The organism is Ferrovibrio terrae, assembly GCF_007197755.1.
Taxonomy (GTDB): Bacteria; Pseudomonadota; Alphaproteobacteria; order Ferrovibrionales; family Ferrovibrionaceae; genus Ferrovibrio; species Ferrovibrio terrae.
Genome location: NZ_CP041636.1, coordinates 2,671,339 through 2,688,632, shown reverse-complemented (window position 1 = coordinate 2,688,632; position 17,294 = coordinate 2,671,339). Strand labels below are relative to the sequence as shown.

At 62.9% G+C, this 17,294-nt stretch carries 17 protein-coding genes; 7 read left to right on the top strand and 10 right to left on the bottom strand.

The window, feature by feature from the left end; translation table 11 throughout:
* Positions 1-58 precede the first annotated feature (58 nt).
* Entirely contained in the window at positions 59-682 is a 624-nt protein-coding gene (locus FNB15_RS13120; protein WP_185973544.1) for an MlaC/ttg2D family ABC transporter substrate-binding protein, read from the top strand.
* A gap of 86 nt (positions 683-768) precedes the next feature.
* On the opposite strand, the gene phoB is transcribed toward FNB15_RS13120, so the two are convergent.
* The 8 genes from phoB to hutG form a co-directional block, all read right to left on the bottom strand.
* Positions 769-1,488, bottom strand: coding sequence for a phosphate regulon transcriptional regulator PhoB (gene phoB / locus FNB15_RS13115; protein WP_144069135.1), 720 nt, complete (start codon positions 1,486-1,488; stop codon positions 769-771).
* Positions 1,485-2,204, bottom strand: a complete 720-nt coding sequence (phoU, locus tag FNB15_RS13110; protein WP_144069134.1) for a phosphate signaling complex protein PhoU — start codon at positions 2,202-2,204, stop codon at positions 1,485-1,487. Before phoU ends, phoB begins: the two co-directional genes overlap by 4 nt.
* Positions 2,205-2,224: 20 nt before the next feature.
* Complete coding sequence (gene pstB / locus FNB15_RS13105; RefSeq protein WP_425460317.1) at positions 2,225-2,971, bottom strand: phosphate ABC transporter ATP-binding protein PstB; 747 nt, start codon at positions 2,969-2,971, stop codon at positions 2,225-2,227.
* Positions 2,972-3,077: 106 nt separating this feature from the next.
* Positions 3,078-4,415 (bottom strand): phosphate ABC transporter permease PstA, encoded by a 1,338-nt coding sequence (pstA, locus tag FNB15_RS13100; RefSeq protein ID WP_144069132.1) that lies wholly within the window; start codon positions 4,413-4,415, stop codon positions 3,078-3,080.
* Complete coding sequence (gene pstC / locus FNB15_RS13095) at positions 4,408-5,790, bottom strand: phosphate ABC transporter permease subunit PstC (RefSeq protein ID WP_144069131.1); 1,383 nt, start codon at positions 5,788-5,790, stop codon at positions 4,408-4,410. Before pstC ends, pstA begins: the two co-directional genes overlap by 8 nt.
* Before the next feature lie 90 nt (positions 5,791-5,880).
* Complete coding sequence (locus tag FNB15_RS13090) at positions 5,881-6,936, bottom strand: PstS family phosphate ABC transporter substrate-binding protein (RefSeq protein ID WP_144069130.1); 1,056 nt, start codon at positions 6,934-6,936, stop codon at positions 5,881-5,883.
* A gap of 180 nt (positions 6,937-7,116) precedes the next feature.
* Positions 7,117-8,535, bottom strand: a complete 1,419-nt coding sequence (locus FNB15_RS13085) for an ATP-binding protein (protein ID WP_144069129.1) — start codon at positions 8,533-8,535, stop codon at positions 7,117-7,119.
* The gene (hutG, locus tag FNB15_RS13080; RefSeq protein WP_144069128.1) at positions 8,532-9,350 is read right to left on the bottom strand and encodes an N-formylglutamate deformylase; all 819 of its coding nucleotides are present in this window, start codon (positions 9,348-9,350) and stop codon (positions 8,532-8,534) included. The genes FNB15_RS13085 and hutG overlap by 4 nt, the downstream gene beginning before the upstream one ends.
* A gap of 144 nt (positions 9,351-9,494) precedes the next feature.
* Here hutG and FNB15_RS13075 point away from each other — a divergent pair, with 144 nt between their 5' ends.
* The 3 genes from FNB15_RS13075 to soxZ all read left to right on the top strand — a co-directional run bounded on the left by FNB15_RS13075 (position 9,495) and on the right by soxZ (position 11,078).
* The gene (locus FNB15_RS13075) at positions 9,495-10,157 is read left to right on the top strand and encodes a TerC family protein (protein ID WP_144069127.1); all 663 of its coding nucleotides are present in this window, start codon (positions 9,495-9,497) and stop codon (positions 10,155-10,157) included.
* Between the two features lie 104 nt (positions 10,158-10,261).
* A complete protein-coding gene (gene soxY, locus FNB15_RS13070; protein WP_144069126.1) occupies positions 10,262-10,732 on the top strand; it encodes a thiosulfate oxidation carrier protein SoxY in 471 nt (156 codons plus the stop codon).
* A 16-nt stretch (positions 10,733-10,748) separates the two neighbouring features.
* Positions 10,749-11,078 carry a thiosulfate oxidation carrier complex protein SoxZ gene (soxZ, locus tag FNB15_RS13065; protein WP_144069125.1) on the top strand — a complete coding sequence of 110 codons (330 nt, stop codon included), beginning with the start codon at positions 10,749-10,751 and terminating at the stop codon, positions 11,076-11,078.
* Between the two features lie 13 nt (positions 11,079-11,091).
* Here soxZ and FNB15_RS13060 read toward each other — a convergent pair whose 3' ends face one another.
* A complete protein-coding gene (locus FNB15_RS13060) occupies positions 11,092-12,084 on the bottom strand; it encodes a response regulator (protein ID WP_144069124.1) in 993 nt (330 codons plus the stop codon).
* Positions 12,085-12,142: 58 nt separating this feature from the next.
* On the bottom strand, positions 12,143-14,680 hold the full coding sequence (hrpB, locus tag FNB15_RS13055; protein ID WP_144069123.1) for an ATP-dependent helicase HrpB: 2,538 nt from the start codon (positions 14,678-14,680) through the stop codon (positions 12,143-12,145).
* Positions 14,681-14,798: 118 nt separating this feature from the next.
* Here hrpB and FNB15_RS13050 point away from each other — a divergent pair, with 118 nt between their 5' ends.
* The 3 genes from FNB15_RS13050 (at position 14,799) to FNB15_RS13040 (ending at position 17,293) form a co-directional block, all read left to right on the top strand.
* On the top strand, positions 14,799-15,701 hold the full coding sequence (locus FNB15_RS13050; RefSeq protein WP_185973543.1) for a DMT family transporter: 903 nt from the start codon (positions 14,799-14,801) through the stop codon (positions 15,699-15,701).
* Between the two features lie 136 nt (positions 15,702-15,837).
* Entirely contained in the window at positions 15,838-16,593 is a 756-nt protein-coding gene (locus tag FNB15_RS13045; protein WP_144069121.1) for an ABC transporter ATP-binding protein, read from the top strand.
* A complete protein-coding gene (locus FNB15_RS13040; protein ID WP_144069120.1) occupies positions 16,586-17,293 on the top strand; it encodes an ABC transporter ATP-binding protein in 708 nt (235 codons plus the stop codon). The genes FNB15_RS13045 and FNB15_RS13040 overlap by 8 nt, the downstream gene beginning before the upstream one ends.
* Position 17,294: the final 1 nt, after the last annotated feature.

Below are 17,294 nucleotides of genomic sequence, written 5' to 3'. Positions count from 1 at the left end.
TAAAGCCTTATTCGGAATGCAAAAGACTATTAATCTCCACAGCTTAGCTGGTTGCCACATGCCCCTTCCCCTGACCGTTTCACGCCGCCTACTGCTTACGGCCCTGGCCGGACTTGCGCTTGTCGCTGCCGGCCCCGTCCGTGCGGCCCAGGCCGCGGCGCCCGACCAGTTCATCCGCGAGGTCGGCACCGACACGCTGAAGGCGCTGGGCGACCGCTCATTGACCCAGGAAAAACGCGAAGGACTGGTCCGCACCCTGCTGACCAACCACCTCGACCTCGATGCGGTCGGCCGCTTCTGCCTTGGCCGCTACAGCCGCGGCATCACGCCCGAACAGAAGAAGGAATACGACGCGCTGTTCGAGGACTACCTCACCAAGGTCTATGCCCAGTTGCTGTCGCAGTATAACGGCGAAACGCTGGAAGTCCGCGACGGCGCCAAGGCAGCCGGCAGCGAGAGCATCGTTGAATCGCAGATCAATCGCCAGAGCGGCCCGCCGATCCGTGTCGAATGGAAGACGCATGAGAAGGACGGCAAGCCGCGGGTCACCGACGTGATCGTGGAAGGCGTGTCGATGGCCTTCACACAGCGTCAGCAGTTCGAATCGGTGATCCAGAACAATGGCGGTAAGATCGATGCCCTGTTCGCCGCCATGAAGAAGCAGATCGCCGGCCGCCGCTAAGCCACGGCTTCTCCAAAAACGAAAAAGCCAGCCGTGGTGAACGGCTGGCTTTTTTTATTGGTCAGCGTTGAGCTCAAGCGCTCGACTCAGGCACTCATTGCCGGCGTGGCGGTCAGTTCCAGCGCATAGCCGGCCGAACGCACGGTGCGGATGACGTCCGTCTCGCCGTTGCCGTTCAGAGCCTTGCGCAGCCGGCGGATATGCACGTCGACTGTGCGCTGCTCGACATAGATATCGCGCCCCCAGACCGCATCCAGCAATTGATCGCGCGACAGCACGCGCCCAGGATGCTCCAGGAAATAACGCAGCAGACGGAACTCGGTGGGGCCGAGATGAATATCGCGACTGTTACGCGTCACCTTGTGGGTGGCGACATCCATCACCAGCCCGCCATAGGTCAGCACCTCTTCCGCCAGAGCCGGACGGATGCGGCGCAACACGGCGCGAATGCGCGCCAGCAGTTCGCTGGGCGAAAACGGCTTGGCGATATAGTCGTCGGCACCAGCATCCAGGCCGCGCACGCGGTCGGCTTCCTCGCCGCGCGCCGTCAGCATGATGATCGGCACATTACGGGCATTGGGATCGCGACGCAGCTGGCGACAGACTTCCAGCCCCGACAGGCGCGGCAGCATCCAGTCGAGCAGGATCAGGTCCGGCATATGCTCGGCCACCTTCAGCAGGGCCTGCTCGCCGTCCATCGCTTCGTCGACGGTGTAGTTTTCCTTTTCCAGATTGTAGCGCAGCAGCGCCAGTAGCGCTGCCTCGTCCTCGATGACAAGGACGCGCGGCTTGATTGCGATATTCATCGCTGGCCTCCCGGCACATTGACCACCGCGTAGGCGGTATCATCCCCCTTCGGGCGATCTTCCTTGGGCATCTCACCCAGAACCGTGTAGTGGATCAGCTCGGCGATGTTGGTGGCATGATCGCCGATACGCTCGATGTTCTTGGCGATGAACAGCAGATGCGTGCAGGGCGTGATGGAGCGCGGATCTTCCATCATGTAGGTCAGCAATTCGCGAAACAGGCTGGTATAGAGGTCATCAACCTCTTCGTCTCGGGCCCAGACCGCGTCAGCCTTGGCGGCGTCGTCGGTGATATAGGCGTCCAGCGTGTCCTTGATCAGGGCCTGCACCAGGGCAGCCATGCGCGGGATGGCATGTACCGGCCGCACCAGCGGCGCCTGGTTCAGCGCAACCGCGCGCTTGCCGACATTCTTGGCATAATCGCCGATACGCTCAATCTCCGAGGAGATACGCAGCGCCGCGACAATTACGCGCAGATCGGCGGCCATCGGCTGCCGGCGGGCCAGCATCTCAATGGCAAAATCGTCGACCTGGTTGCGCAAGGCATCGATCTTGGCGTCGCCCTGCACAACCTCTTCGGCCAGTTTGCTGTCACGCTTGACGATGGCATCGACCGCGGCAGCCAGCTGCGATTCCGCCAGTCCGCCCATCTGCACGATCAGGGTGGAAAGCTTCTTCAGCTCGTCGTCGTAACGCTGAACGATATGTTGCGGCATTTTCTAAATCCTCACTCTGCTCAGCCGAAGCGACCGGTGATGTAACCCTGGGTCCGCTCATCCTTGGGATTGGTGAAAATCACCCTGGTGTCGTCGGTTTCGACCAGGTTGCCCAGATGGAAGAAAGCGGTCTTCTGCGAGACGCGCGCGGCCTGCTGCATCGAATGCGTCACGATGACAATGGTGTACTGCTCGCGCAGTTCGTCCATCAGTTCTTCGATATGCGCAGTGGCGATCGGGTCGAGCGCCGAGCAGGGCTCGTCCATCAGGATCACTTCCGGTGCCACGGCAATGGCGCGGGCAATGCAGAGGCGCTGCTGCTGGCCACCGGACAGGCCAGTGCCGGATTCCTGCAGTCGGTTGCCAACTTCCTTCCACAGACCGGCCTGCTTCAGCGATGTCTCGACGATATGGTCGAGATGCTCGTTGTTTTCAGCCAGGCCATGGATGCGTGGACCGTAGGCGACATTCTCGTAGATCGATTTCGGGAACGGATTCGCCTTCTGGAACACCATGCCGACGCGGGCGCGCAGTTGCACGACATCGACCTTGCTGTCGTAGACATTAAGCTTGTCGAGCGTGATATCGCCGATGACGCGGCAGTCTCGGATCGTGTCGTTCATCCGGTTCAGGCAACGCAGGAACGTCGATTTTCCGCAGCCGGACGGGCCGATGAGCGCCGTGACCGAACGGGCCGGAATGTCGAGATCGACGTCATGGAGCGCCTGCTTCTCGCCGTAGAAGACGCCGACCTTGCGCGTCACCATCTTGATCTCGATCTCGGACTGGCGGAGATCGTTATGCGTACCATTCTGCATGAGAAGTCCTTATGGGCTCCAAGGGGTGATTTACAGCGCGAGCGATGCCAGGACCTTACCAGCGACGCTCGAATTTCTTGCGCAGCAGGATCGCCGCCAAATTCATCAGCAGCAGGAAAACCAGCAGCACGATGATCGCCGCCGAGGTTTTCTCGACAAAGCCGCGCTCGGAACTGTCGGCCCACATGAAGATCTGCACCGGCAGCACCGTGGCGGCATCCACCGGCGTTGTCGGGATATCGACGATGAAGGCGACCATGCCGATCATCAGAAGCGGTGCGGTTTCGCCCAGTGCATGGGCCATGGCAATGATCGTACCCGTAAGAATGCCGGGCATGGCCAGCGGCAGCACATGATGCAGCACCACTTGCAGCGGTGAGGCGCCGAGGCCGAGTGCGGCCTGCCGGATCGAAGGCGGCACGGCGCGCAGGGCGGCGCGCGATGCAATGATCATCACCGGGAGACTCATGAGGGCCAGGACCAGGCCGCCGACGAATGGCGCCGAGCGCGGCATCCCGAAGAAGCCGATAAAGACCGCAAGGCCGAGCAGTCCATAGACGATTGAGGGCACGGCCGCGAGGTTGTTGATGTTGACCTCGATCAGTTCGGTCCAGTGGTTTTTCGGCGCGAACTCCTCAAGGTAGATCGCCGCCATGATGCCGAGCGGGAAAGCCACCAGCAAGGTAACCAGCAGGGTATAGAAGGAGCCGACCACTCCACCCCAGACGCCAACCAATTCCGGCTCTCGGCTATCCGCGCCGGTGAAGAAGCGGAGATTGAACTGCAGGTCGAGATCACCCGACGCCTTCAGGCTGTCAAGCCAGCGCACCTGGCTATCCTTGACCCGGCGCTCCTCTTCAGGGGCTGTGGTATCGACCTGGCGCTTTACGAACATGTCGATATCCGACGAGGTCGGCAGCCAGACCGAAATGGTCTGACCGATCAGCGATGGATCGGCCACGATCATACGACCAATCTGGGATTCGGCACCGGCGCTGACCAGGGCCTGCAGGCGGCGACGCTCGCCACGGCTCTGCACATCCGGGAACTTCTTCTGCAGTGCGTCCAGGATTATGGCGCCGTAGTTGCCCTGCATGATCTTGCGCACATCGGTAGTGCCGGCCGGAGCAATCTGTTCAGCGCTGAGCTGCAGATCGAGCCGGACGTGCGTCTGGCGAAAGGCGGTGAAGCCATTCGAGGCGATCGTGAACATAAGGATCGCAAGGGCTGTCAGGGAAAACAGGATCGCGGACAGACCAATCATCTTGAAGCGGCGTTCGGAGGCATAGCGCGCCTTCAGCCGTTTGTTTGCCGCATCGGTCATGTGAATGCCCGGCGTCAAGGCAGCGGCAGCCTGCTGACGCGGCATGGTATCGGCGAGGATGTCAGTCATACTGTTCCCGGTATTTCTTGACGATGCGCAGGGCAACGATGTTGAGGCTGAGCGTGACGATGAACAGCACCAGGCCAAGTGCGAAGGCCGCAAGTGTCTTGGGGCTGTCGAATTCCTGATCGCCGACCAGCAGTGAAGCGATATGCACCGTAACCGTGGTGACTGCGGCCAGCGGATTGGCCGTGATATTGGCGGCCAGGCCGGCCGCCATCACCACGATCATGGTTTCGCCCAGCGCGCGACTGAAGGCGAGAATCACCGAAGCTGCGATGCCGGGCAGTGCGGCCGGCAGGATCACGCGCTTGATGGTCTCCGATTTCGTGGCGCCGAGACCGTAGGAACCATCGCGCAGGCTTTGCGGCACCGCGTTGATCACATCATCCGACAGCGACGACACGAAAGGAATGATCATGATGCCCATGACAAGGCCAGCGGCCAGAGCCGACTGCGAAGCAACCTCGAGGCCGATGCTCTCGCCGGCGGTACGAATGAACGGCGCAACGGTGAGCGCGGCGAAGAAGCCGTAAACCACTGTGGGAATACCAGCGAGGACCTCCAGCGCCGGCTTGGTCCAGGCCCGTACTTTGGGACCGGAATATTCGGCCATATACACGGCAGCCATCAGGCCGATCGGCACCGCAACCAGCATCGCGATGGCGGCGATCAGCAGGGTACCGACAAACAATGGTACCGCGCCGAAGGCGCCCGACGAGCCGACCTGGTCGGCGCGGATTGCCGTCTGCGGCGACCAGGTCAGGCCGAACAGGAATTCCAGGGGGTTGACGGCGTGGAAGAAGCGCAGCGCCTCAAAGACCAGCGAGAGCACGATGCCGACGGTGGTCAGCACCGCGATGGTCGAACTGACGATCAGCAGCACATTGGCCGCGCGCTCCACGCGATTGCGGGCGCGGAAATCGGAGGTAATGCGGCTGCGGCCGTAGACCAGGCCGGAGATGCCGAGTGCCAGAACGATGACCCAGAGAGCGCTGGTGCCCAACTGGCGAAGCGAGATGTAGTGTTCCACCACCGGGCGGAGATTGGCGTCAGCCTTATCCACCGGAATATTGCCGTAAGCCATATTGCGGATATCAGAAATCACCAGGCCAAGCTGGTCGGTCGGCAGGCGGCGGATGCTTTCAGGCAGTTCGCTGATGACGAGATTGCGTACCAGCGCGTCCTCAAAGGCGATCCAGGTGCCGAACAGGAGCAGCGCAGGCAGGCCGCACCACACCACCACATACCAGCCATAAAACATCGGCAGCGAATGCAGGTTGCGGATTTTCCCGCCGGCAGCGGACAGGGCGCGGGATTTTCCGAGATAGTAGCCGACGACGGTCAGGCCGAGCAGCACGAGCAACAACAGCGGCAGCGACATCGACTTCCCCGACAAAGATAGGTGTCAAAAATGCAGAAACTGGAAGGAAGACCGGCGGCCAGAGATTGTGTCTGGCCGCCGGGATACTGATTACATCGCCAGGTTTGCCAGGCCGGTGACCTGCGAACGAACCTTCTCGATTTCCGCCTTCGGCATGGAAACCAGGCCCTTCTTCTCCAGGTAACCGCCCGACGCCATGGCGCGATCGCTGACATACTCGGCCATGAACTCCTTCATGCCCGGCACGACGCCGATATGGGCCTTCTTGGCATAGACGAAGAGCGGACGCGAAACCGGATACTTGCCGCTCGAGATGGTGTCGGCATCGGGCTCCACGCCGTCAACCTTGGCGCCCACCAGCTTGTCCATGTTCTCCTCGAGGAAGGAGTAACCGAACACGCCCATCACGCCCTGCTGGCCGGAAGCCAGACGCTGCACGATCAGGTTGTCGTTCTCGCCAGCTTCGATGAAGGCGCCGTCTTCGCGAATCTTGCCGCAGGCTGCACTCTGGGCCTTCTTGTCGGTGATCGCCTTGATTTCCGGGAAGGCCTTGCAGCCATGGTCCATGACCAGTTCAACGAAGCTGTCGCGGGTGCCCGAGGTCGGGGGCGGACCCATCACTTCGATCTTCCAGTCCGGCAGACTGGCATTGACCTGCTTCCAGGTCTTGTAGGGATTCGGTACCAGCTTGCCGCCCTGCGGCACCTGGGCGGCCATGGCCAGCCAGATTTCCTCACGCTTCAGGTTCACCGGAGTCGAACCCTTTTTCAGGGCGACGGCGATACCATCGAAGCCGACCTTCATCTCGACGATTTCTTTCACGCCATTGGCTGCGCACTGCTCGAACTCGCCCTTGGTCATGGCGCGCGAGGCGTTGGTGAAATCGGGGTGCTGGGTGCCAACACCGCCGCAGAACAGCTTCATGCCGCCGCCGGTGCCGGTGCTTTCCACGATCGGCGCCTTGAAGCCGCCGGTCTGCGAGAAGCGTTCAGCCACCGTGGTGGTGAAGGGGTAGACGGTCGACGAACCGACGACGCGGATCTGGTCGCGCGCCTGCTGCGCAGCGGCCGGTTCAGCCAGGGCAAACGCCGTCACAGCGGCGAGGCCGGCGAGAAGAAGAGCCTTGTTGGTCACGGTATACCTCATCGTGGTTTCCTCAGGTGCACCGAATGTGCACCGGGTTGGCCGGACAATCCGCGGCATCATGCTGCTGGGCGATCCGTCCCGGACGAGAGGGGGTTAACAGTCATCCCGTCCGGTGGCCGCGACTCCTAAGGGGACCGGGTGACATGGTTATTTCAGTTATATGTCAGGTGTATGACAGCGCTAGACGGGCGCTGCGCTTGTCTTGGATTTTTCAGGAACAGACGGCATCCGAACCATGAATTCGCTGCCTTTTCCCATCTCGGATTCGATGACAAGCCGACCGCGATGGCGATTGATGATGTGCTTAACAATGGCAAGGCCAAGCCCCGTTCCGCCCAGATCGCGGCTGCGCGCCGAGTCGACGCGGTAAAATCTCTCGGTGAGTCGCGGCAGGTGTTCGCGGGGGATTCCGTCGCCATGATCGCGGATACCGATCTCGACCCACCCTCCGTCCCGCTCGCCGAGCCTGACTTCGACCTGGGTTTCAGCACGGCCGTATTTGATCGCATTGTCGATCAGGTTCTGGAACACCTGCATCAGTTCGTCGCGCGCCCCGGCCACCGGCGGCACAGTTTCGCTGAGTTCAAGCCTGATCTGCATCTTCTTGGCCTTCGCCTGGGGCTCGAGCGCAGCAGCAACGTCGCGCAGCAGCGGTGCCAGCGCCAAGACCTCGGACGGCTGGTCATGCTCGCGCATCTCGATCTGCGACAGCGACAGCAGGTCCTGAATCAGGCGTGACATGCGACCGGCCTGATCGCGCATGATGCCGAGGAAGCGGACACGTGCCGGCTCATCGTCCCTGGCCGGACCAAGCAGCGTTTCGATGAAGCCGACCAGCGAGGCCAGTGGCGTGCGCAGCTCATGGCTGGCATTGGCGACAAAATCGGCGCGCATCTTCTCGGCTTTGCGCAGCGAGGTGAGATCATGCAACGCCAGCACTGCGGCGGTATCCTCGCGCGCCGCCGGCAGCGCCACGACGCGCACCGAGAAACTGCGGCCATCCGGCACCGGCAGATTCAGGTCTGCTGCCGCCATGCCTGTTTCGCCGCTCAGCACGCTGTCGGCGGCATCCAGCACTGTCGGATGCCGCAGCGCCACGGTCAGGTCGTTGCCGACGATGTCGTTGCCGAAGAATTTGCGCGCCGCGAAATTGGCGCGCGCGATGGTGCGCCGGCCATCGAGCAGCAGAACCGGATCGGGCAGCGCATTCAGGATCGCGTCCGCCGTGGTGGTCTGCAGCGCCACCTGCCCTTTTTCGTCCAACAGTGTCTGGCGCAGACGCTCCACAGTGACGCCGAGTTCGCCGATCATGGTGAGCGCATCCCAGTCGTTGCCGGTGATGCGCTGGCCGACGCCGGCGATTTCGTCGGTGCTGCGCAGTACACGCCATGCCGCCAGTGTATGCCAGGCGGAAAACAGCGCGATAATGCCGAAGATCGGCACGGTGATCGCCCAGGCCGCGCGCGTCGAGACTGCATCGCTCGCCCAGGCGATGACGATCACGGCAGCCAGTGGAATGCCGAGGATCAGCGTCAGCGCCAGCCAGCGCATCACCGGATAGCGCATGGTCCGCAGCCTGCCGGCAGGCTGGTCGCTCATGCGCCGCTCGTCCGGGCGGGTGTCCAGTGCAGCAGTCTGTCGACCAGACGGCGCAGCACGGCTATCAGCGGCGCGGCGCGTTCGGGATCCCAGTGCTCAAGATTCTGCTCATCCATGTAGCAGCATTGCGCCTTCTCAAGCTGCAGGGCATGGACGCGTTCGGCCGGACGGCCGTAGTGGCGCGTGATATAGCCGCCTTTAAAGCGGCCATTATGGATGCTGGTGAAGCCGGGTGCATCGCACAGTACGCCATAGGCTGCAGCCGCAAGGCCGGGATCGCAACTGCGCCCTTCGTTGGTGCCGAGGTTGAGATCGGGCAGCCTGCCATCAAAGAACCGCGGCGCTTCACTGATGATGCTGTGGCCGTCGAGCAGGATCGCATAGCCGTGCCGGCTGCGGATCGCCTCGAGTTCAGCCGCGAGCCGGGCATGATACGGTCGCCAGTAGGCATCGGCACGGCGAGCCACCTCGGCGGCATCTGGCGCGGCGCCGGCCTGATACAGCGATGCGCCATCGAAACCGTCGGTTGGGCACAGCTCGGTATTGTCGGCACCAGGATAAAGCGGCTTGCCGTCCGGGTCGCGGTTCAGATCGACAACGTAGCGTGAGTGCGTCGCGGCCATCAGGCCGACCCCCAGATCAGCCGCGAAGGCGTATAGCCTCTCGACATGCCAATCGGTATCGGCCAGCAGGCTGCCGGCCGGGGTCAGGCGCTCGGCCAAGCCGGGGCTCAGCCGCCGGCCAGCATGCGGGATATTGACCAGCAGCGGGCTGCGCGCGGGAACAAGAGTGAATAATTCGGCGTTGTCGGTCATGACGGCACTGGAAAATTGCGGCTGACATAGGTAACAAAGCGAACCGCCTGCGCCAAGCTGGGAGTCCGGCCGACACGGACAATTCACGGTCAGGTCCAGCGGTACATCCCGATCTGTTCCCAAAAAACTCCCTAAGGCACTCCAATGGACGGCGATATCAACCTCTTCGGCCTCATCATCACGGCTGCCGAACTCAGCGCCTTCGCTCAGGTCATCCTGATCGACGTCATCCTGTCCGGTGACAATGCGATCGTGATCGGCATGGCGGTGGCCGGCCTGCCGCCACAGCATCGCAACAAGATCATCGTCTACGGCATTCTTGCCGCCACCGTCCTGCGCATCCTGTTTGCCAGCGTGGCCGTGCAACTGCTGCAGATTATCGGCCTGACGCTGGCCGGCGGCATCCTGCTGCTCTGGGTGGCCTGGAAGATGTGGCGCGAACTGCGCCTGCAGGCCAGGGCCGCCAAGGAAGGCGGCGACGCCAGCGAGATGTCGCCCAAGAAGGCAGCCCCCAAGACGCGGCGCGAGGCGATCATCCAGATCATCGTCGCCGACCTGTCGATGTCGATCGACAACGTACTCGCGGTGGCCGGTGCAGCGCGCGAGCATCCCTACATCCTGGGCTTCGGCCTGGTGCTCTCGATCGCCCTGATGGCGCTCGCCTCCAAAGCGATTGCCCGCATGCTCGACCGTTTCCACTGGATCGCCTATGTCGGCCTCATCATCATCGCCTATGTGGCCATGAAGATGATCTACGATGGCGGCCTGCAGGTCCTGCCCTACGTCCCCGCCCTGAACGGCGGCTGATCCGTCCCGCTGCCGCGCCGGTTTCATCAACCGGCGCGGCATGCCCGGTGGAGTGACTGGCGGAATTGATCGCCGCCCGCGGATAAAATACCATCCCTTCGATCATGACCTCGCTTCTCCATCTGCCTCGCCGCTCCCGCGGCCTGAACCGCCGCCAGGCCTTTGCCGCCATCGGCACGGCCTGCGCCTTCGCGCCCGTTGCCGCCGAAGCCACGCCTGAAGCCGCCCGCAAGCTGCTCGGCGACCTGATCAAGGTTGCACCCAAGGCTGGCAAGGTGCGGATCGATGCGCCCGAAATCGCCGAGAACGGCAACACGGTGCCGGTCACCGTTACGGTCGACAGCCCGATGAGCCCGACCGATTACGTCCGCGCCATTCACGTTATCGCGGACCGCAATCCCCAGCCCGGCGTGGCCAGCTTCATGCTCGGCCCCGACAACGGCAAGGCGGAAGTGCAGTTGCGCATGCGCATGGCGGAATCGCAAAATGTGATCGTTGTTGCCGAAATGAGCGACGGCTCAGCCTGGACCGCGACCCGCGAGGTCAAGGTCACCATCGGCGGCTGCAGCACCTGAGCGCGGAGCGAGAGGCATGAGCACAGACATCAAGCCGCGCATCCGAGTGCCCCAGGGCATCAAGCGCGGCGACGTGGTCGAGATCAAGACACTGATCTCGCATCCGATGGAATCCGGTCAGCGCAAGGACACGGATGGCAAGATCATCCCGCGCATGATCATCAACCGGATGAGTGTAGCGCTGAATGGCAAGCAGGTCTTCGAGGCCCGGCTGGAGCCGGCCATGTCGGCCAATCCGTATTTGTCCTTCTTCCTGAAATGCACGCAGAGCGGCACTCTGGAATTCACCTGGACCGATGACAACGGTGGCCTCTACAAGGCCAGTCAGGCCCTGACGGTCGCCTGAAAACCTGAAGCGGCTAAACCTGCGGCAGCTGGCCGGCTTCCTGCGCCATACGACGCGCCTGGAAGCGGTCGATGGCGACGGCGACCTCTCCGGCCAGCGCCGCTGTATCCCGGTCGGGATGGAAAAGCGCGAGCACGGCATCACCCAGCGACTTGAGCAAATCGAAGGATTTCTGCCAGTCGATCGTGAAGACAAAATCCTCGCCGCGCTCATACATCTGCCGGGCTGGCAACAGCAGCCTCTCGCAGATCTGACCGACATGGGCCAGGTCGGTGTCTGCAATCCGCCGCTGGATATCCTCGGTGGATACGATCAGGTCGCGCAGCATGGCCAGCGTATGGGCATCCGGCATGGTCTGCGCCTTGTAGAGCGGCACGATCTGCGCCGCGACAAAGGCGATACGGAAGGCCGAGGCACGCAGGCGCTGAAGGTTGATCTGTTCATTCATGGCCATCACGGCCTGCTGCAGTCCACGGGCATCGAAACTCTCGCCGGTCAGCTTGGCGCGCATCGGGTTGGGGACATCGAACAACGGCACATTGCTTTCGCGTCGCGCCTCGATACGCCGGCGATCCGGCCCGATGTAATCGGAGGTGACCACGAAAGGCTTGCGGTTCAGGGCAACGGCTTCAAGCCGATCGAGCAGCGCCTTGGTCGACAGCGGTTTGATCAGCAGGTCGTCAGCACCTGAATCGACCAGCCGCCGCACCAGAGAGCGTTCTGCCTCCCAGGTGGTGAGAATCAGCGGCAGATAGGGATTGATGCCCAGTTTGCCGTGACGCAGGTCGGCAACCAGTCGCGCCACGTCTCCACCCGGCAGGCTGGTATCCATCAGGATCAGGTCGGACTGCGCCACCGCAACAAGATCGGTGAAACCTTCGAGGGTGTCGAATTCACGCAGGTTCGTGAAACCCGCACCGACCATGGCCTGCCGATACAATGCGCGCGACCCGTGCGCGGGATCGCCGTACAAGATGCGCACTTCATGGCGATGGCCAATCTGCATGCCCCGATCCTACGGAGCGCAGCTATGCACAACAAGCATCAGAATTGTGATCGTTCAATCAGCGTATCCGCGGCTTGGCCCGCGCCGTCGGCGTCGCCGCGAGCGGATTCTCCGGCCAGTCGTGCTTCGGGTATTGTCCCCGCATCTCTGCTCGCACAGCGCGATAACTGGTCTGCCAGAAACCCGCGAGATCGCTCGTCACCTGCAACGGCCGGCGCGCCGGCGAGAGCAGATGCAGCACCAGTTTCACGCGTCCCCCGGCAATCGCCGGCGTATCGGCATAACCGAACATTTCCTGCAGCCGCACGGGCAGCACCGGCACCTCACCCTGCACATAGTCGAGCGGAATGGTGGAGCCGGACGGTACCTGCCAATGCGCCGGTGCCTCGGCCTCGAGCTGCTTCTGCTGCGCATAGTCGAGCTGGTGCGTCAGTGCGGCATGCAGATCGATACCTGACAAGTGCGACAGTTTTGCGACGCGGTCGAGATACGGTCCGAGCCAGTCGGCAAGGCGCGCGACCAGCGCCACATCACTCATATCGGGCCAGTCCGCCGCTGCCGGCAGGTGCTGGCGCAGCAACGCCACGCGGGCCTGCCATTGCCGCAGGCCCGATGTCCACGGCAACACATCGAGGCCGCGCTTGACGATGGCGTCGAGCAGCGCCTGGCGGATCGCCTCGGCCGGCGGATCGGCCAGCGGCTTCTCGCGCAGCACCAGCGCACCCAGGCGGCGTTGCCGTCGCGCCAGCACCGCGCCGCTGCGATCGTCCCAGTCGACAGCATCGCGCGAGGCAATCGCTGCAGCGAACTGGGCTTCAATCGTGGCTTCATCGATGGGCGCCGCGAGAAAGACACGCGCATCGGCCTGCGCGCCATCGACTTCGGCCACCGCCAGATACTCCTCGCGGCTCAGGGCATCGAGCGGATCGAGTTTCGCGCCGCGACCGTTGCTGAGCAGGAAACTGCCGCCGCCCCCGCGCTTTTTCGCGACACGGTCGGGATAGGCCAGCGCCACCAGCAAGCCGGCATCGTCGACCGGCCCCTGATGCGGCGCGGCACCGATCTGCCGCCGCCAGTCGCGCGCCAGTTGGCGAATCTGTCGCACGGCATTCATGTCCACCTGCAGGCCATGCGGCGTGCTGTGGCGCTCGGAGTCTCCCGCCACGATTTCCAGACGCCAGCGCAGATCGGCGTCGCGCGGGGCATTGCGGGGCACGCGGGCGATGTCGCGTTCTCCGAGCAACGCCGCCAGCGCGCAGGCGAGACCGCCCAGTCCCTGCGCATGGCCGCGGATCACCATATGCGCCAGCCGCGGATGCAGCGGCAGTTCCGCCATCGCCTTGCCATGCGGCGTGATTGCACCAGTCTCGTCCACGGCCTCCAGCCCGCGCAGCAGATCCTGCGCATAGGCCATCGCGGCATCCGGCGGCGCATCCAGCCATGGCAATGCCCTGGCGTCGCGCACGCCCCAGGCCGCCAGATCGAGCGCCAGTGACGTCAGATCGGTGACGGCGATTTCAGGCGCAGTGAATTTCGGCAGGCCGCCATGCGCGGCCTCGGCCCACAGGCGATAGCAGACACCGGGGCCGAGACGACCGGCGCGGCCCCGGCGCTGATCCGCCGATGCCTGGCTGACGCGAATGGTTTCCAGCCTGGCCATGCCGGTGCTGGGTGAAAAGCGCGGCTGCCGCATGTAGCCGCTGTCGACTACCACGCGCACGCCTTCGATGGTGAGCGAGCTTTCTGCAATCGAGGTGGACAGCACGATCTTGCGGCGGCCGGGCGGGCTCGGCTGCAGCGCCTGGTCCTGCTGCGGCCCCGGCAGATCGCCATAAAGCGGCAGGATGCTGATGTTCGGCGTGAGCCGCGCCTCGGTCAGCAGGTGTTCGACGCGCCGGATTTCGGCCACGCCCGGCAGGAACACCAGCAGGTCGCCCTCGGTTTCCGGCAGCGCGTCCAGCACCTGCCCCGCCACCACGGCATCGAGCCGGGCCTGCGGCGAGACCGGACGCCAGCGGGTTTCGACCGGATAGCTCTGGCCTTCGCCGGTCACGACAGGGGCGGGATTGTCTTTCGGGCCCATCAGTGCAGCAAACGGTGCCGCATCCAGGGTCGCAGACATGGCAATCAGCCGCAGGTCGGGCCGCAAAGCCGCCTGCGCTTCCAGACAGAGCGCCAGGCTGGCATCGGAATCAAGGCCACGCTCGTGGCATTCGTCGAACAGCACGGCGCTGACGCCCCGCAGTTCGGGATCGCGCTGCAGCCGGCGCAGGAATACGCCATCGGTATTGAGTTCGATGCGGGTCTTCGGCCCAACCCTGGTGTCGAGACGCACGCGATAGCCGATGGTTTCGCCGACCGTCTCGCCCAGCAGATCGGCCATGCGCCGGGCCGCCATCCGGGCCGCCAGGCGACGCGGCTCCAGCACGATGATGCGCCCCGCGCCAGCCCAGGTTTCGTCGAGCAGGGACAGCGGCAGCAGGGTGGTCTTGCCCGAGCCTGGTGGCGCCTGCACGACCAGATTGCTGCCCTGCAGCAGGCGCGAGCGAACCTCAGGCAGAATCTCCTGAATCGGCAGCGCATGAGAGAGTTGCAATTTTTGCAATGTACCTGTGCTCAGCAAGCTGAAATGTTACGATTTTAGCGAAACACTGGTCCGAATGTCCGAATCCCCCACTGCCGGTTCCTCATCAGCTCCTCCGAAGGCAATGCTGATGATGGTGGGTTCGGCCCTCTGTTTCTGCGTCATGCATGCCTTGGTCGCCAAGGTCTCGCAAGAGGTGCCGCCGATCGAGGTGGCGTTTTTCCGCAACCTTTTCGGCTTCATCGTGCTGCTGCCGGCCATCATCCGCAGCCGCTTCATAGCCTTCAGGACCACCAAGCTGCATCTGCATGCGATCCGCGGCGGCCTGAACAGCGTCTCGATGATGATGTTCTTCACCGCGCTGGCGATCACGCCGCTGGCCGAGGCAACCGCACTGTCCTATACCGCGCCACTGTTCATGACCATCGGCGCCGTGCTGATACTGCATGAGAAGATCCATGCCCGCAGGATTGCCGCACTGTTGATCGGCTTCCTCGGCGCGCTCGTGGTGCTGCGCCCCGGTGTGGTGCCGCTCGGGCTTGGCCCCATGCTGGTAATCGGCTCGACGGTGCTGTGGGCCGGCTCGATGCTCGACATCAAGATTCTCGCCCGCACCGATTCCAGCCTTACCATCGCCACCTACATGGTGGTGTTTCTGATGCCGATCACACTGGTCGCCGCGCTGTTTGTCTGGCAGTGGCCGACCTGGGAGCAACTCGGCTTCATGTTTCTGCTTGGCGCCTGCGGCTCGGCCGGTCACATGCTGTTTACCGAGGCCTTCCGTCACGGCGACACCACCGCGCTGATGCCGCTGGATTTCACCAAGCTGATCTGGGCCTCGATCATCGGCTTTTTCTTCTTCGGCCAAGTACCCGATATGTGGACCTGGATCGGCGGCACCGTCATCTTTGCCAGCGCCACCTACCTGTCCTATCGCGAGCACCAGATCGCCCGCCGGACCAAAATCGCAACCCAGACGGCAGGCAGTCCTGCCTCTCCGGAGACCATTGCGCCGGAACTGCCCCGAAGATAGGCACAATTTCACTTAAAGCAGCCGCAACACATTGTAGGCCTAGGGCTATTTACAAGCCCACCCGAATCCCGTTTGATTTGCACCGCGTCCAGAATACTGGATGTCAGGGAGCAAAAATTAACGAGCGTTCGGAAAAATGGCCGACGACTATATTCTCACGACTGAAGGTCTGACCAAGGAGTTCGCCGGCTTTGTTGCGGTGAAGGACGTGAATCTGAACGTCCGTCGCCACACGATCCACGCGCTGATTGGTCCCAATGGTGCGGGCAAGACCACCTGCTTCAACCTGCTGACCAAGTTCCTGGCACCCAGCCGCGGCAAGATCACCTATAACGGGCGCGACATCACCAGCCAGAAGCCGGCGGATATCGCCCGCAGCGGGATGGTGCGGTCTTTCCAGATTTCGGCGGTTTTCCCGCATCTGTCTCTGCTGGAGAATGTGCGCGTGGCGCTGCAGCGCCCGCTGGGGACCAGCTTCCATTTCTGGCGGCCGGAAACCAGTCTGAACGCCCTGAATGACCGGGCGGAAGAGCTGCTGAAGGCGGTCGGCCTGATCGAATACCGCAAGCATACCGCTGTGGAGCTCCCCTACGGGCGCAAACGCGCCCTGGAGATTGCCACGACGCTGGCGCTCGAGCCGGAAATGATGCTGCTCGACGAGCCGATGGCCGGCATGGGCCACGAAGACATCGACAAGATTTCAGAGCTGATCAAAACGGTGGCCCAAAACCGCACCGTGCTGATGGTTGAGCATAATCTGAGCGTCGTCGCCAAACTGAGCGACACGATCACCGTACTGCGCCGCGGCGAGATTCTCGCCGAGGGCAATTACGAGGCCGTTTCGAAGAATCCCGAAGTCATTGAAGCGTATATGGGGACCGGCCATGCATAATGGTACCGAGCTGGCCGTTTCGGAGCTGAACGCCTGGTATGGCGAGAGCCATATCCTGCACGGCATGCAGTTCGAGGTGAAGAAGGGCGAAGTCGTCACCCTGCTCGGCCGCAACGGCGCCGGCAAGACCACGACGATGAAAGCGGTCATGGGCATGATCCCGAACCGCAAGGGATCGGTGAAGTTCGGCAACGAAGAACTGATCCAGTTGCCGTCGAACCGGATCGCCAAGCTGGGCCTCGCCTTCTGCCCGGAAGAGCGTGGCATCTTCTCCAGCCTGAACGTCTACGAGAACCTGACGCTGCCGCCGATCGTGAAGCCCGGCGGCATGAGCCTGGAGGAGATCTATCAGATCTTCCCGAACCTGAAGGAACGCCTGAAAAGCCAGGGCACCAAACTGTCGGGTGGCGAACAGCAGATGCTGGCGATCGGCCGCATCCTGCGCACCGGCGCCACGCTGCTGCTGCTGGACGAGCCGACCGAAGGCCTGGCCCCGGTGATCGTGCAGCAGATCGGCGCGATGATCCGGCTGCTCAAGGAGAAGGGCTTCACGATTCTGCTGGTCGAGCAGAACTTCCGCTTCGCCAGCACGGTGGCCGATCGCCACTACATCGTCGAGCACGGCCACGTGATCGACATGATCCCCAACGACCAGATCAGTCAAAACACAAAAAAGCTTGAGACATATCTCGGCGTCTAAC

Bases quoted from the DNA above. Each gene is read 5' to 3' on its own strand.
- FNB15_RS13120 (WP_185973544.1), top strand. From the start codon at position 59: ATGCCCCTTCCCCTGACCGTTTCACGCCGCCTACTGCTTACGGCCCTG.
- phoB (WP_144069135.1), bottom strand. From the start codon at position 1,488: ATGAATATCGCAATCAAGCCGCGCGTCCTTGTCATCGAGGACGAGGCA.
- phoU (WP_144069134.1), bottom strand. From the start codon at position 2,204: ATGCCGCAACATATCGTTCAGCGTTACGACGACGAGCTGAAGAAGCTT.
- pstB (WP_425460317.1), bottom strand. From the start codon at position 2,971: ATGGTGACGCGCAAGGTCGGCGTCTTCTACGGCGAGAAGCAGGCGCTC.
- pstA (WP_144069132.1), bottom strand. From the start codon at position 4,415: ATGACTGACATCCTCGCCGATACCATGCCGCGTCAGCAGGCTGCCGCT.
- pstC (WP_144069131.1), bottom strand. From the start codon at position 5,790: ATGTCGCTGCCGCTGTTGTTGCTCGTGCTGCTCGGCCTGACCGTCGTC.
- FNB15_RS13090 (WP_144069130.1), bottom strand. From the start codon at position 6,936: ATGAGGTATACCGTGACCAACAAGGCTCTTCTTCTCGCCGGCCTCGCC.
- FNB15_RS13085 (WP_144069129.1), bottom strand. From the start codon at position 8,535: ATGAGCGACCAGCCTGCCGGCAGGCTGCGGACCATGCGCTATCCGGTG.
- hutG (WP_144069128.1), bottom strand. From the start codon at position 9,350: ATGACCGACAACGCCGAATTATTCACTCTTGTTCCCGCGCGCAGCCCG.
- FNB15_RS13075 (WP_144069127.1), top strand. From the start codon at position 9,495: ATGGACGGCGATATCAACCTCTTCGGCCTCATCATCACGGCTGCCGAA.
- soxY (WP_144069126.1), top strand. From the start codon at position 10,262: ATGACCTCGCTTCTCCATCTGCCTCGCCGCTCCCGCGGCCTGAACCGC.
- soxZ (WP_144069125.1), top strand. From the start codon at position 10,749: ATGAGCACAGACATCAAGCCGCGCATCCGAGTGCCCCAGGGCATCAAG.
- FNB15_RS13060 (WP_144069124.1), bottom strand. From the start codon at position 12,084: ATGCAGATTGGCCATCGCCATGAAGTGCGCATCTTGTACGGCGATCCC.
- FNB15_RS13050 (WP_185973543.1), top strand. From the start codon at position 14,799: ATGATGGTGGGTTCGGCCCTCTGTTTCTGCGTCATGCATGCCTTGGTC.
- FNB15_RS13045 (WP_144069121.1), top strand. From the start codon at position 15,838: ATGGCCGACGACTATATTCTCACGACTGAAGGTCTGACCAAGGAGTTC.
- FNB15_RS13040 (WP_144069120.1), top strand. From the start codon at position 16,586: ATGCATAATGGTACCGAGCTGGCCGTTTCGGAGCTGAACGCCTGGTAT.